This is a genomic window from Rhizobium sp. TH135, from assembly GCF_002855515.1.
In the GTDB taxonomy this organism is placed as follows: Bacteria; Pseudomonadota; Alphaproteobacteria; order Rhizobiales; family Rhizobiaceae; genus Allorhizobium.
In genome coordinates, this window is sequence record NZ_PKRP01000007.1 from 196,491 (window position 1) to 210,458 (window position 13,968).

Below are 13,968 nucleotides of genomic sequence, written 5' to 3' on the forward strand. Positions count from 1 at the left end.
TTCTCATCTGTTCATGGCATCGAGCGCCAAGTTGAGTTCTAGCACATTGACCCTTGCTTGACCGATAATGCCGAAGTCGGGTTTTTCGATCGTCTGCTCGACGAGCGTTGCAACGGCTGCCGGTTGGAGCCCCCTCGCCTGCGCAACGCGCATCACCTGCGCTTCGGCAAATACGGGCGAAATATGTGGGTCGAGGCCGGAGCCGGAGGTGGTGACGGCATCTGCCGGCACCGGTTGTGCGATGCCGGTTGCAGCCAGCCGCTCGACATCGGCGGTGACACGATCCTTCAGCTTGACCGAGGTCGTGCCGAGGTTGGAGCCGGATGAGGCCGCCGCATTATAAGCATCCGGACCCGTCGCCGAGGGGCGTGGCCAGAAGTATCGGTCCGAAGTGAAGGTCTGGCCGATCAGGGCGGAGCCGATGATCTGGCCGTCGCGTTCGATGAGGCTGCCATTGGCCTTTGCGGGCATCACAGCTTGGGCAATGCCGTTGATTGCCAGCGGATAGGCGAGACCGGTAAGCGCGGTCATGGCGATGACGAGGGTGAGTGCGGGTCTGAGATGGTTGAGCATGATTACACCAGATGAAGGGCGCTGACGGCGATGTCGATGACCTTGATCCCGGCGAAGGGAAGGATCAGGCCGCCGACGCCGTAGACCAGAAGGTTGCGACGCAGCAGTGCGGCAGCACCGGAGGGACGGTAGGCCACACCTTTCAAAGCGAGCGGGATGAGCGCCACGATGATAAGCGCATTGAAGATAACGGCAGACAGGATGGCCGAATGCGGTGACGTCAGTCCCATGATGTTGAGCGCTTCGAGCGCCGGATAGGTCGCCACGAACAGCGCCGGGATGATGGCGAAGTATTTGGCGACGTCATTGGCGATCGAAAATGTCGTCAGCGATCCGCGCGTCATCAGGAGCTGCTTGCCGATCTCGACGATCTCGATGAGCTTTGTCGGGCTGGAATCGAGGTCGACCATGTTGGCGGCCTCGCGGGCGGCCTGGGTGCCGGTCTGCATGGCAACGCCGACATCGGCCTGGGCAAGCGCCGGGGCATCGTTGGTGCCGTCGCCGCACATGGCGATCAGGCGGCCGCCCTGCTGCTCGCGGCGGATATAGGCGAGTTTGTCCTCGGGCGTGGCCTGAGCGAGGAAGTCGTCGACGCCGGCTTCCGAGGCGATGGCGGCGGCCGTCACAGGGTTGTCGCCGGTGACCATGACGGTGCGGATGCCCATAGCGCGCAGTGCCGCAAAGCGTTCCTTGATGCCGGGTTTGACGACGTCCTTGAGGTGGATGACGCCGAGCAGGCGGTCTCCATCGGCAACGCCGAGCGGCGTGCCACCCGTGCGGGCAACCTGATCGACGGCGCGGCGGAATTCGTCCGGCGCATCCTGATCCGTGAGACCGGCGAACTTCAGCACCGCGTCGACTGCCCCCTTGCGTAGACGGCGTTGACCGATGTCGACACCGGAGAGGCGGGTTTCGGCGGTAAAGCCGATGACGGCATCGAATTCGGCCTTCGGCATGGGTACACCGAATGCGCCTGTCGCCAGTGCCACGACGGAGCGTCCCTCGGGCGTTTCGTCGGAGAGCGAGGCGATGAGGGCGGCCTCTGCCAGTTCCGTCGGTGTGACACCCGGAGCGGCGAGAAAGTCGCTCGCCATGCGGTTGCCGAAGGTGATCGTGCCCGTCTTGTCGAGAAGCAAAGTGTCCACGTCGCCGGCAGCTTCAACGGCACGGCCGGAGGTGGCGATCACGTTGAAGCGCACCAGGCGGTCCATTCCGGCGATGCCGATAGCCGAGAGCAGACCGCCGATCGTGGTCGGGATCAGCGTGACGAGCAGGGCTGCCAGAACGGTGACAGAGAGCACCGTGCCGGAATAGCCGGCAAGGCCCCAGATCGCGACACAGACGAACAGGAAGATCAGCGTCAGGCCTGAAAGCAGGATCGACAGGGCGATCTCGTTCGGCGTCTTCTGGCGCTGGGCGCCCTCGATCAGCGCGATCATGCGATCCACGAAGGAAGAGCCGGGCTGGACGGTGATCTTGATCTTGATCTCGTCCGAAAGCACCTGCGTGCCGCCTGTTACCGCCGAACGGTCACCACCGGATTCGCGGATGACGGGGGCGGATTCGCCGGTGATGGCGCTTTCGTTGACCGAGGCGACACCCTCGATGACTTCGCCATCACCCGGGATCAGTTCGCCGGCCGCGACGAGAACGATGTCGCCGACCTTGAGGCTGGAGGCCGGGATGGTTTCTGTCTTGCCGTTGGCTCCAAGCCTACGGGCAACGAGTTCGGACTTGGTCTTCTTCAGGCTGTCGGCCTGGGCGCGGCCACGGCCCTCGGCCACGGCTTCGGCGAAGGTGGCGAAGAGCACGGTGAACCAGAGCCAGGCGGCGATCTGCCCGGAGAAGCTGGCCTCGCCCGGATTGGAGGCGAGGTCGCGGATGAAGAGGATCGTCACGACAACGGCGACGATCTCGGTCACGAAGATGACCGGGTTGCGCAGGAGCTTGCGTGGATCAAGCTTGACGAACGCATCGCGGATCGCCAGAAACAGGATCGAGGGGTCGAGAAGACCGGGAGCTTTGTGGTCTTTTGACATGATGGTTCCTTAGAAGGTCTGGCCGGCGAGCATGGCGAAGTGTTCGACGATGGGGCCGAGCACCAATGCGGGCAGGAATTGCAGGCCGCCGAGAATGAGGATGATGCCGATTAGCAGGCCGACGAAGAGCGGGCCATCGGTCGGGAAAGTACCGGCAGAGGCAGGCGACTTCACCTTGGCGGCGAGCGATCCGGCAATCGCCATGACCGGCACGACATAGGCGAAGCGGCCAAGCAGCATCGCGATGCCAAGCGTGGTGTTGTACCAGGGCGTATTGCCTGTGAGCCCGCCGAAGGCCGAGCCGTTGTTGCCGGCTGCAGACGTGTAGGCATAGAGGATCTCGGACAGTCCGTGCGGGCCGGATGTCCCGACGCTCGCCACTGCGAAGGGAAGCATGGCGGAGACCGAGGTGAAACCGAGGATGACCAGCGGCAGGATGAGCACGGCGAGCATGGCGAACTTCATCTCGCGTCCTTCGATCTTCTTGCCGAGGAATTCCGGCGTGCGCCCGACCATCAGGCCTGCGACGAACACGGACAGAATTGCAAAGACCAGCATGCCATAGAGACCCGAGCCGACACCGCCGGGCAGCACTTCGCCGAGTTGGATGAGGAACATCGGCACCAGACCACCAAGGCCCGTGAACGAGCCGTGCATGCCGTTGACACCGCCATTCGAGAGACCGGTGGTTACGGCGGCATAAAGTGCGGTCATGGCCTGGCCGAAGCGGACTTCCTTGCCTTCCATGTTGCCAAGTGCCGGATCGACACCGATCGCTGTCAGAATGGTGTTGCCCTGGGCTTCGGCCCAATAGGTGATGGCCACGCCAGCAATCAGCAGGACCGCCATGGCCGATATCAGCGCCCAGCCCTGCCTACGGTTTCCGACCATCTGGCCGAAGGTGTAGGCCATGGCGGCCGAGATCGACAGCATGGCGAAGATGTTGAGGTAGTTCGACCAAGCAGTCGGGTTCTCGAAGGGATGCGCGGCATTGACGTTGAAGAAGCCACCACCATTGGTGCCGAGCTGCTTGATCGCCTCCTGAGACGCGACGGGGCCGAGAGAGATCACCTGATTGGCGCCTTCCAGCGTGGTTGCCGTAACCGAGGCATCGAGCGTCTGGGGCAGGCCCATGGCGACGAAGGCGAGCGCTACGACGATGGCAAGCGGCAACAGCACGTAGAGGGTGGCCCTCGTCATATCGACCCAGAAGTTGCCGAGCGTTGCGACCTTGGATCGGGCCAGCGCGCGGGTAATGGCAACGGCAAGGGCCATGCCGGTCGCGGCCGAGAGGAAGTTCTGCACGGTGAGGCCGGCCATCTGGGAGAAATGGCTCATCGTCGTCTCACCGGCGTAGTTCTGCCAGTTGGTGTTGGTGACGAAGGAAACTGCCGTGTTGAAGGCGAGATCCGAAGGCAGACCGGGGAACCCTTGAGGGTTCAGCGGCAGATAGGCCTGCAGCCGCAGCATCGTATAGAGCGCCAGGAAGCCGGCGAGCGAAAAGGCGAGCATGGCAAGCGTATAACCGAGCCAGCTCTGTTCCTTCTCAGGGTTGATGCCGCTCACCCGGTAGAGATCCCGCTCCACGCGGCCGAGCACGGGAGACAAAAAGGTCCGCTCGCCGGAAAACACCCGCGCCATGTAAAGGCCGAGTGGTTTGATGACGAGGAGGACGGCGAGGAAGAGGAGGCTGATCTGCAGCCATCCGACAAGGGTCATGGATCTGCTCCCGATCAGAAACGCTCGGGACGCAGCAGCGTCACGACGAGATAGACGCCAAGGGCGATGGCGACGGCGAGGCCGAAAAGGGGTTCAAGCATTTGCGGTGCCCTCACAGCCGGTCGAGCGCGCGGGCATAAAGGGCCAGCACGAGAAGCGTGCCGCCGCCAAGCGCGATAAAGATGAGGTCGGACATCTCAGGGTCTCCTATTGATACAGGAGATGATTTACGCCCGGGCAGATCAGGCTTCGATTGGGAAGAGCTGAGAGGGGCGTAAAGAAAAGATAAGGATGCACCCGAAGGGGTGACTGGTGATGCAGCTCTGCTGGTGCTGAGCGAGCGGAACCTGTCTGCCTCGTTCGTTCGAGATGTCCCGATGCCGCCACAGTACACCAACGGTCTTTGGCTACAAGGATCGCGGTGGTTGCCAACTGAGCGCGCAGCCGCACTATTCCCAGCCGGCTGGAATGAAGATGGAACGTACAGTGGCAATCCTGCCTGTGCCGTCATCGGCTTTCAGCAACGTTCAGGTGTCTGTCAGCTTTGCACGGCAGTGCATCGGATCTTAGGATCCATGCACGAAAGGAAGCGGGCTTGTCGAAGACGCTTTTGAAGTTCAGACCGCGCCTGCGCAGCGAATGGCTGAGCATACTCACCGCAGTCTATCTGCTGTTTTTCATGAACGGGACTTTCTGGGGCAAGTCCTTCCACTATCTCCAGGGGCAAGGCTTCGCGCTCGTTGCGCTGGCGGTCGGTCTTTTGGCCGCCTTCGTTGCGCTGACCGTCACGGTTTCCGCCAAATACCTGATCAAGCCGGCCCTGATCCTCATGGTGATCACCAGCGTGGCGAGTGCGTGGTTCATGGATCGCTTCGGTGTGATCATCGACACCGAGATGATCCGCAACGCAGCTGAGACCAATGCAGCCGAGGCCGGCCACCTGATGACCGGTGCCTTCGTCCTTCATATAGGCCTCTTTGGTATCCTGCCCTCGCTGCTCATTGCCTGGGTCGAGGTCGTGCACCGTCCGATCCTCAAAAAACTCATGGTCAATCTGATGATCATCGCGCCGTCTTTGCTGATCTTTGCGGGTGCCGGCCTCTCGAACAGCGGCACATTCATCTTCAGCACCCGCGAACATCGGGACTGGATCCGGACGCTGAACCCGATCTTTCCCGTCGGAAGTGCGACCAGCTTCCTGATTGGACGATCGCGCGAGCAAGCGATCGTTCTCCAACCCATCGGCACCGATGCTATGGTGGCGGATGCCTTGCCGGCCGCCGGCCGCCGACCGCGCGTCACGATCATCGTGGTTGGCGAAACGGCGCGGGCGCAGAATTTCCAGCTCGGCGGTTACGAGCGCCCGACGAACCCTCAGCTTTCGAAGCGCGACATCACCTATTTCAGCGACACTTCAAGCTGCGGAACGGCGACGGCTGTCTCAGTGCCCTGCATGTTTTCCGTCTATGGTCGACGGGACTACTCGCACGCCAAAGCCTTGGCGACGGAGGACCTGATGGATGTCCTCACCCATGCCGGCATCAAGACCGAATGGTGGGACAACAACACGGGCGACAAACATGTCGCCGATCGGATCCAGAAGACCGATTTCTTCAAATCGAATGATCCGCGTTTCTGCCATGGCGGTGAGTGTCTGGACCAGATCCTGGTCGACGGCCTCGATGCCTGGCTGGACAAGGTCGATGGCGACGCCGTTCTGGTCCTCCACCAGCTCGGCAATCACGGCCCCGCCTACTATCTCCGCTATCCCGAGGAGTTCCGGAAATTCGTGCCTGATTGCCGCTCGGCAGACTTTGATGCCTGCACGCCGGAGACCATTAGGAACGCCTATGACAATGCCCTGCTCTATACCGATCATATCCTCTCCGAGGTGATCGACAAGCTGAGCGCCCATGCCAAAACGCTGGATACGGCGATGATCTACATGTCTGACCATGGCGAGTCGCTCGGGGAAAACGGCCTCTATCTGCACGGCGCGCCCTATATGTTTGCGCCGACAGAACAGACCCACGTTCCGTTTGTCCTCTGGACGTCACCCGACCTTCGCCAATCGACGGGCATCGACAAACCGTGCCTTACATCCAAGGCGGCTTCACCGCATTCGCACGACAATCTCTTCCACAGTGTGCTCGGCCTGATGCAGGTGAAGACTACGGTCTATGACCCCGCCCTCGACATCTTTGCAGCCTGCCGCAGCGGCGTATCGTCCTGAGAGGGGCACTTCGGAACTCGGTCTACCGAATGCATCAAGCCTACGCACGACAGACAAGGACGCCGCGGTTTGCGGCGTCCTTTGTTTCGTTGGGGCTTCTCTTTTAGAGGATATCGCCGCCATCCGGTGCGCGTTTGCGCCCGGTGAACATAGCAAGCGCCAGGTTCTCATGATGCCGGAGGCTGGCATGAATGACGCCCACCACATGGATGGCGATGGCCACCAGCAGCAATTGAGCGAGCGCTTCATGCGTCTCCTCGACCCATTCAATGCCCCAATAGGCATCCGTCGTCTGCATCCAGCCGGTGAGCGCGATACCACCGACCATCGCAAGCAACACGACCACCATGGCGGCCCCGAGCGGGTTGTGGCCGAGATAGCGGGGCTCCTTGTGGCGAAGCATGTCGCCGGCATAGGTGAGCGTGCGCTTCGGCGAACGGATGAACTGGCTGAAACGGGCATAACGCGTCCCGGCTATGCCGAGAACGAGCCGCAGGCCAATCAGGCCGGCGGCTGCATAGCCTGCCACCTCGTGCAGGCTCTGCAACTCGTCCGCCGTCAACCAGCACAAGGCGACACTGCCCACGAGGCTCCAGTGAAAGAGCCTGACCGGACGATCCCAGACCTTGACTGTCGACGTCATCGATCAGTCCTCGATCTTCATGTCGACCGACTGCAGGGTCTGCGGGTCGAAATAGGCTTCGACCTTCTTGCCTTCGGCATTGATGGCATAGGCTTCATAACAGCCGTCTTCGGTCTTGATCGAGCGGACCTTCCAGCCTTCGCCTTCAAGCTTGTTCTGCAGCGCCTCGCGCGGCTTCCAGTCGGCCATGGCGACATTGCATTTTTCGGAAGCAAGTGCGGAGCCGCCAAAGGCAGCTGCGAGGCCGAGAGCGATGATGATCTTCTGCATGGACTGTGTTCCTTTCCTTGTGTTGGACACGAGGGGAGGATCGACCCGCAAGCTGACAGCCACCTGAAGAGCGAGTTCAGACCTTGCGGGCGGTTCAGCGGGCTGTCAGTTTCGTGCGCGACAAGAGATCACGATCTCTTGGACAGGAGTAAATGAATGCGGGTCTTGCTGGTCGAAGACGATGAAATGCTCGGCGATGCGGTGAAGACATACGTGCACCGCCAGGGCCATGCCGTGGACTGGGCGCTCTCATGCGACGAGGCCGAGGCGAGCCTTCAAGCAGCCGCCTATGATCTCGTGCTCCTCGATCTCAGGCTGCCCGATGGGAGCGGGCTCGATATTCTGAAGGCTCTGCGGGCCCGCCGCGACGAGATGCCCGTCATCATCATGACGGCCCACGATCAGGTGTCCGATCGCATTGCCGGATTGAATGCCGGGGCCGACGACTATCTTGTCAAACCTGTCGATCTCGGCGAACTCCAGGCCCGGATTCACGCCGTATCGCGACGCTACGGCACGCACAAGCTGCCCGATCTCACCATAGGAGGCATCGGAGTTTACCCTTCCGAGCGGCGGCTTGCGGCTCGGGACGGCGCAGAGATCCTTCTCTCCTCCCGCGAATGGGCCGTGCTCGACAGGCTGATCGCCCGCAAACGCGCCATCGTGTCGAAGGCACAGATCGAGGAGGCGCTTTACGCCTTTGGGGCGGAGGTCGAGAGCAACACGGTCGAAGTCTATGTGAGCCGCTTGCGCCGAAAGCTGGGCAAGGAGGCAATCGAGACCGTGCGCGGTGTCGGCTACAGGATTTCCGTCGATGCGAATTGAAACCCGAAGCCTTGCCGGACGCCTTGTCCTTTCTCTGTCGATCCTGCTCGCTGTGTTCTGGACGATCGCGGTCGGGCTCTCCATTCACGTCATGCGTGCCGAATTCGATGAAGTTTTCGACAGCGCTCTGCAGGAGACAACCGAACGCCTCGCCCCTCTCGTCATCGACGATTTCTTCCGTCGCGACACGGGCACAGGCCCGAACCAGGTGGCGGCGCTTAATCCTGGCACGACCGACGAATACCTGACCTACCAGGTGCGGGATGCCTCCGGGCGGGTGCTCCTGCATTCGCACAATGTCGGCGCTGAACCTTATGCCGCACCGCTCTCGCCCGGCTTCTGGAGCGGCGATGACAGACGCATCTTCACGATCGCGACGGTCAGCGATACGCTCTTCGTCCAGGTGGCGGACTCGCTCGCGCATCGACGCGAGGCGACGCTTGAAAGCGCCTTGACGCTCTTGCTGCCGATACTGCTCCTGCTTCCGCTCGGCATGTTCGCAATCCGCTGGATTGTCGTGCGGGCGACAAGGCCGGTCAATGAACTGCGGGACGCGATCAGCAGACGCGATGGCAACAACCTCGAACCCATCGCTTTGCACGGCCTTCCGACAGAAATCGCGACGATACCGGGTTCGGTCAACACGCTACTCGGACGGCTAAAGCTCGCGCTGCAAGCCGAACGGGACCTCGCCGCCAACAGCGCCCACGAGCTTCGAACACCACTCGCTGGTGCACTCGCGCAGATGGAACTGTTGGCGGATCAACTCACCGAGCCGGATGACCGGTCGCGGTCGCATCGCGTGCTGGAAGCGCTACGTCGCCTGTCGATGATGCTCGAAAAACTGCTGCAGCTCTCCCGTGCAGAGGCAGGCGTCGGATTGTCCAGCACTCCCGTTGATCTGCTCGCCCTCGTAAAACTGCTTGCCGAGACTTTCCAACGCTCGCATCAAACCGCGACGATCGATTTGCGGCCAGAACCCGGATTATCGGCACTCGTCCGAGCAATCGACCAAGACGCCTTCGCCATAGCCTTCAACAACCTTCTGGAAAACGCAGCTCGTTACGGCGATGCCGAACAGCCGATCACGATCGCCATTTCCGCAGACGGGCACATCACAGTGACCAATGCCGTTTCCGTCCCGCTGGATCCAGACCTTGATGTTTACCGCGCACGCTTCAGGCGCGGTGACACGAGCAAGCCCGGATCCGGTCTCGGTCTTGCAATCGTCGAAAAGCTGGTGGCGCAGATGGGCGGCTCGATGACTTTGAGGACTGTGGTGCTGCCTGAGGGGCGTACGGGTTTCGAATGTGAACTCTCACTCCCGCCGCCAGAACAATAAATTCAAGAAAAGCGATTGGAAGCAAGGACAGCTCAACTGCGATGCCTTGAGCCAGGTCCATCTGCCGTCAAAGACGGCTAACAAAACCTAAGCGAGCGCTGGCTCCCAAGTAAGCTACAATATCTATTTGTTATATTGTACAACTTTATTTGGTTCAAAGTTTCTGACTTCTAAAAATTACCGCACACACTCGTCTCGTCCACATGCAGAAAAGGAGAAAAGCAGGGTGTAGAATACCCGGATAGGCAGGAAACGACAATCTATCATATCTACGCAAACATCACCCATTTCAGGAAAAACAAATATAGAATTCGACAACCCAATGAATCAGACGGGGAAAATTCCTACCGCCGCGCATGCAGTCTTAGGGCAAAATTCGCCCCACGACCAGAACGCCTCGCGAGAGAGAATATCCAATTGGATCCAGACTTCAATCGAGAACATAAAGGTAACATCTATTCGATGCTGAATCTCCAGAAACTGAGAATGAAACCGAATATCGATGACGGAAGCAGAATATCTTCTCTTTAGGTCACCACAAAGACTTCAGCATCTCAATTGACGAAATGTATATTACGCGTATCATTGATCATCATAAAAATTTTTTAACCAAGAGTTTGGTGACAAATGATTGCCCAAGATGAAGCAGCGACGACAAACGCCGACGTCAAGTACGTCTTTATGGACGTCCATTACAACATGCTGAAGTTTAGCGAAGTAGTCGACCGCATAGAAGCCGAACGCGGATCTGGGCACTTTCGCTACGTCGTCACTCCCAATGTCGATCATGTCGTCCGAATGCGCGGCGATTTGAGACTGAGGGAGATCTACAAGGCCTCTTGGCTCTCGGTATGCGACAGCAAACCCATATACTGGGTCGCCCGATTGCTGGGTTTCCGGATGACCTTGGTGACCGGCTCGGACCTCACCTCCCACCTTTTCCATGAGAGAATTCGCCCTCATGACAAGGTTGTATTGATTGCTCCCTATGCCGAGGTCGGCAGCCGAATGGCCGAGCGCTTTCCAGAGATCGATTTCCGATGCCACGTGCCACCACAGGGCTTGATCAGCAACCCTGACGCTATGCAAGCATGCGTCGAATTCGCGACCGAAAAACAAGCAGACTTCGTGTTCATTGCCGTGGGCTCTCCACAGTCGGAGCTTCTCGCTCATGAACTGTCGAAAAGCAAAAATGCGAGCGGCATTTGCATCTGTTGCGGCGCATCGCTCGAGTTCATAACGGGTCTTCAGACGCGTGCACCAGTGGTCATGCAACGCTTTGGATTGGAATGGCTCTATCGTCTTCTGTCGAACCCGAAGCGTCTCTGGCGACGATATGTCTATGCTGTGCCGCCATTGGCGTGGCTGTGCTTTAAAGAAATCACGAAACGAAGCCCGTTGGTCGCAAGGAAAAGCACACTCCCCACAAGCTGAGTTTGCCGCGTCATTGGAGACGGGGCACGAAGCTGCGCGCCTTTTCCAGCCTTTGCTTGCTCCAAAGGGGCGGAGGCAACCGTCTCGCAATTTTGGGATTTCTCCTTCAGCGCCCCGCCTGCGCGTCGAGGAAGAGCGCGAGAAAAGCGACCGGCCCTATGGTTTGATCGACGGTATACTCCTGCTGAATGATGACGGCAGGGTGCTCCACCAGATACTCGAAGTATGGCAAGGCAAAGCGCTCCGGCTCGATGCGTCTGTGGCCAATGACGCCGGGATCACCCACTTCCGGCAAGGCAGACCACTCCGGTCCAAAAACCCATCCATAAGCAGAGGCGCTCTGCGGCGCCCATCCATAGATCGTGATCCCGGCGGGTGCCGGAACACCCATGGCTCGATGATCTTCATGCAGGGGATGCTCGATCTGCCGCACGCCCAATCCGGTCGTGAAGCTCATGCCTAGTTGGTTGGCTCCATGCAGGCCATGCAATGTCTGTTGAATGAGAGCCAGGATTTCAGGGTTACGAGTGATTTGATGGGCCCTGAACAGCAACTGGCTCTGGGAAAAGTCTGGCGGCCCACCCTGCCCCCATCCAGCCGGCGCATAAGGATGCTTCATGCTTGGATAACTTGAAGTGGACTGGCCAGACAGCAGTAGGTTTGCTTCCTGAATTACAGTCTCTTCGATCTGGCGCTGAATCGCGGGCTGGGCTCCTGCACTCCGGTAATAGTCCCAAGCTGCGTCACCCTTGTGGAAATAGAGCTCACGCCCACCCCGCCATCCGGCCTCGAAGATCTCTGCAAACTGACGATCTCCTTCAAGACGAAACAGGGAAGCGGCAGCGGCTACCCTAAACTCGGCCGCAGATGCTTGAAGGCCAGGCTTCCGTGCATCCCAGGAAGCGCCGCCCCAACCGTCCATTTCATTTGCGGCCGCGATCGCCTCTTTGTAGGAATCGTCCGGGTCAGAAAAACCATCTTCCGCTGCCCGCCATGCCGCCAGCGCGCTTGCCCGATAGATGCCTGCAAGTTCCGCAAGGTTAAGCTCAGTCAGTATCCGCGACAGGCGAGCCGAAGACGCCGCGTAGCGATAAGTGGACACAATATCTGGCGCATATACATAAACAGGAAGATGCTCTAGGTAACTGGTTGTGCCCAGCAGTGGGTGGCCCGCGCTTTCCACCCCTCCGCGCACCCGACCGTCAGGCATCTGAAGGCGACGGTAGAAATCCATGTTCCAGACGGCCTCATGAATGAGATCACTCACGCCGTCGAGACCTGCATATTCTGGGAGTGGCAGAACTTCACTGGATTTGGGTATGCCTAGAGCAACGGCACGCTTGTCCTGTGGCAGTTGCTCCCAAAGATCCAGGAAAGCGTCGGAGATGCTGAGGTGCTGGATGCGTCGGTCCCAGTCGCCGGCATCCATGTAACCGCCCCAATACTCCTCAGAAGCCTGACGTCCGGTATTCCACGCGCCTTTCAGCCCGTCATCGAGTGATACAAAGCCATTGGGCCAGTTTGACGACCAGAGCAGCGGCAGAGCACTTTCAAGGATTTGAAAGCCGCTATCGGGACGGAAAGAGCTTGGCCTTTGATAGCCGAAACGTCCGTCGAGAGCGATGCCGCTGCGATGGTGGTAAAGACCTGCAAAGCTTAACTCGGCAAGGCGAAGCCATCGGTCCTTGTCAACCTCGAAGTGATCGCTCACCCCCAGACCTGGAATGGCAAGCCGGTAGCGGCCCGACGCTTGCGGCGCCCATTCGGAATAATCCAGTTCGAAAACGAACGTCCCGGCTCGGTTGGCCCGGTAGGTTGGTGTGAATGTCGCTCCGGGCGCTATCGCCTCAGGAAAAGGCCGCTCCATATCGGTAACAGCAAAACCCTGTTCATCGGTCCTAATCACGGTCGCCGCCAACGCAGAGGCGTCCTGATCGCCTTGGAGACGTTGAAAAAGAACGCGTTGCCCCTCGACCAGCCCATGACCGTCCGCTTCAACGAAAGGGGTCGATCCTGGCCGGAACCCATCCAGCTGACGTGGAGTGCCGGCGGCATGGTCGAGCAAGGGTGCAGGCAGACCATTGCCGGGTTCCGGATCCGAAGGCCGCGTTCGAAGTCGCACGGCACCAGAAAAAACGGAAGCTCCCGCGTCATCAATAACGGAGAACGTCTTGATGCCATACTGACGGAAGTCGACGGCGCCGTTGTCCGGGCCATTCGGGATCCAGAGAGACAAATAGGCAGTCTTGGACACATCCGCAGCAGCATGACCGACCTGTGTGGCATGCAGCGCCAAAGCGCGCGTCTTCAAGGGGTCGAAACTGAAGGTTTCGGGCGGCAAGCTGCCATCCGGCCATTCTATTCGATAGTCCCCCGGTTCGAGAGCCTGATCCAGCTTCAGGTACAAAATGTGTTTGAACGTAGCCCCGGACTTGGTCTGCCCATCATCTCCTCTGAACAGGCCCGAGCTATATGGCATCGACTTGCGGTACACGGAAACCACGCGCGCCTGACCGTTGAGCCGGTAGCTATTCGGATCGTTGAAAGCCGCTCGATCGAGAAAGGCCTCCGGCGGAATATCTGCAAGTCGAAGTTGGCGCCGCTGAGGGCCGATCACCATTGCCCAGGCATCGCTGTGGCGGATCCAAGATCCTACGGGTCCATCCAGGGCCTCATCCAGCTCGATAATGGCGCCGCGCACAAATGGAGCATCTCGAACCTCGACCGCGATGGTGTCCGGCGTTGCCATCGTGATCTCGTGGACGCGTAAACCCTGCCCCTGATCGACAGCCGCACTACTCTGGAAAGGCACCGCAAAGAATATAATGATGAGACTGAAGACATGCATAAACGATTTAGGCATACAGTTCGAAAACCTTTCCACGGTTAC

The 13,968-nt window shown here is 59.5% G+C and carries 11 protein-coding genes; 4 read left to right on the top strand and 7 right to left on the bottom strand.

Going from position 1 to position 13,968, the window contains the following annotated elements:
• Nucleotides 1-3: 3 nt before the first annotated feature.
• The 4 genes from kdpC to kdpF are packed head-to-tail and all read right to left on the bottom strand — an operon-like array spanning nucleotide 4 to nucleotide 4,447.
• Entirely contained in the window at nucleotides 4-573 is a 570-nt protein-coding gene (gene kdpC / locus C0V73_RS20640; protein WP_102021902.1) for a potassium-transporting ATPase subunit KdpC, read from the bottom strand.
• Between the two features lie 2 nt (nucleotides 574-575).
• Nucleotides 576-2,612, bottom strand: a complete 2,037-nt coding sequence (gene kdpB / locus C0V73_RS20645; protein WP_102021903.1) for a potassium-transporting ATPase subunit KdpB — start codon at nucleotides 2,610-2,612, stop codon at nucleotides 576-578.
• A gap of 9 nt (nucleotides 2,613-2,621) precedes the next feature.
• Nucleotides 2,622-4,331 (bottom strand): potassium-transporting ATPase subunit KdpA, encoded by a 1,710-nt coding sequence (gene kdpA / locus C0V73_RS20650; RefSeq protein WP_102021904.1) that lies wholly within the window; start codon nucleotides 4,329-4,331, stop codon nucleotides 2,622-2,624.
• Between the two features lie 14 nt (nucleotides 4,332-4,345).
• Entirely contained in the window at nucleotides 4,346-4,447 is a 102-nt protein-coding gene (gene kdpF / locus C0V73_RS20655; RefSeq protein WP_210200175.1) for a K(+)-transporting ATPase subunit F, read from the bottom strand.
• Between the two features lie 455 nt (nucleotides 4,448-4,902).
• Between kdpF and C0V73_RS20660 the strand changes: the two genes are divergently transcribed.
• On the top strand, nucleotides 4,903-6,564 hold the full coding sequence (locus tag C0V73_RS20660; RefSeq protein WP_245408059.1) for a phosphoethanolamine--lipid A transferase: 1,662 nt from the start codon (nucleotides 4,903-4,905) through the stop codon (nucleotides 6,562-6,564).
• Nucleotides 6,565-6,667: 103 nt separating this feature from the next.
• Here C0V73_RS20660 and C0V73_RS20665 read toward each other — a convergent pair whose 3' ends face one another.
• Nucleotides 6,668-7,207 carry a cytochrome b/b6 domain-containing protein gene (locus C0V73_RS20665; RefSeq protein ID WP_102021906.1) on the bottom strand — a complete coding sequence of 180 codons (540 nt, stop codon included), beginning with the start codon at nucleotides 7,205-7,207 and terminating at the stop codon, nucleotides 6,668-6,670.
• Nucleotides 7,208-7,210: 3 nt separating this feature from the next.
• The gene (locus C0V73_RS20670; protein ID WP_102021907.1) at nucleotides 7,211-7,477 is read right to left on the bottom strand and encodes a PepSY domain-containing protein; all 267 of its coding nucleotides are present in this window, start codon (nucleotides 7,475-7,477) and stop codon (nucleotides 7,211-7,213) included.
• Nucleotides 7,478-7,633: 156 nt separating this feature from the next.
• Between C0V73_RS20670 and C0V73_RS20675 the strand changes: the two genes are divergently transcribed.
• The 3 genes from C0V73_RS20675 (at nucleotide 7,634) to C0V73_RS20685 (ending at nucleotide 11,078) form a co-directional block, all read left to right on the top strand.
• Nucleotides 7,634-8,302, top strand: coding sequence for a response regulator transcription factor (locus C0V73_RS20675; RefSeq protein ID WP_102021908.1), 669 nt, complete (start codon nucleotides 7,634-7,636; stop codon nucleotides 8,300-8,302).
• Nucleotides 8,292-9,644, top strand: a complete 1,353-nt coding sequence (locus C0V73_RS20680) for a HAMP domain-containing sensor histidine kinase (RefSeq protein WP_102021909.1) — start codon at nucleotides 8,292-8,294, stop codon at nucleotides 9,642-9,644. The genes C0V73_RS20675 and C0V73_RS20680 overlap by 11 nt, the downstream gene beginning before the upstream one ends.
• Before the next feature lie 627 nt (nucleotides 9,645-10,271).
• Nucleotides 10,272-11,078, top strand: a complete 807-nt coding sequence (locus C0V73_RS20685) for a WecB/TagA/CpsF family glycosyltransferase (RefSeq protein ID WP_102021910.1) — start codon at nucleotides 10,272-10,274, stop codon at nucleotides 11,076-11,078.
• 106 nt (nucleotides 11,079-11,184) lie between these two features.
• Here the strand turns inward: C0V73_RS20685 and C0V73_RS20690 are convergent, their stop codons facing one another.
• Nucleotides 11,185-13,941 (bottom strand): glycoside hydrolase family 9 protein, encoded by a 2,757-nt coding sequence (locus C0V73_RS20690; protein ID WP_102021911.1) that lies wholly within the window; start codon nucleotides 13,939-13,941, stop codon nucleotides 11,185-11,187.
• Between the last annotated feature and the right edge of the window lie 27 nt (nucleotides 13,942-13,968).

Bases quoted from the DNA above. Each gene is read 5' to 3' on its own strand.
- C0V73_RS20685 (WP_102021910.1), top strand. From the start codon at position 10,272: ATGATTGCCCAAGATGAAGCAGCGACGACAAACGCCGACGTCAAGTAC.
- C0V73_RS20675 (WP_102021908.1), top strand. From the start codon at position 7,634: ATGCGGGTCTTGCTGGTCGAAGACGATGAAATGCTCGGCGATGCGGTG.
- C0V73_RS20690 (WP_102021911.1), bottom strand. From the start codon at position 13,941: ATGCCTAAATCGTTTATGCATGTCTTCAGTCTCATCATTATATTCTTT.
- C0V73_RS20680 (WP_102021909.1), top strand. From the start codon at position 8,292: ATGCGAATTGAAACCCGAAGCCTTGCCGGACGCCTTGTCCTTTCTCTG.
- kdpB (WP_102021903.1), bottom strand. From the start codon at position 2,612: ATGTCAAAAGACCACAAAGCTCCCGGTCTTCTCGACCCCTCGATCCTG.
- C0V73_RS20670 (WP_102021907.1), bottom strand. From the start codon at position 7,477: ATGCAGAAGATCATCATCGCTCTCGGCCTCGCAGCTGCCTTTGGCGGC.
- kdpA (WP_102021904.1), bottom strand. From the start codon at position 4,331: ATGACCCTTGTCGGATGGCTGCAGATCAGCCTCCTCTTCCTCGCCGTC.
- C0V73_RS20665 (WP_102021906.1), bottom strand. From the start codon at position 7,207: ATGACGTCGACAGTCAAGGTCTGGGATCGTCCGGTCAGGCTCTTTCAC.
- kdpC (WP_102021902.1), bottom strand. From the start codon at position 573: ATGCTCAACCATCTCAGACCCGCACTCACCCTCGTCATCGCCATGACC.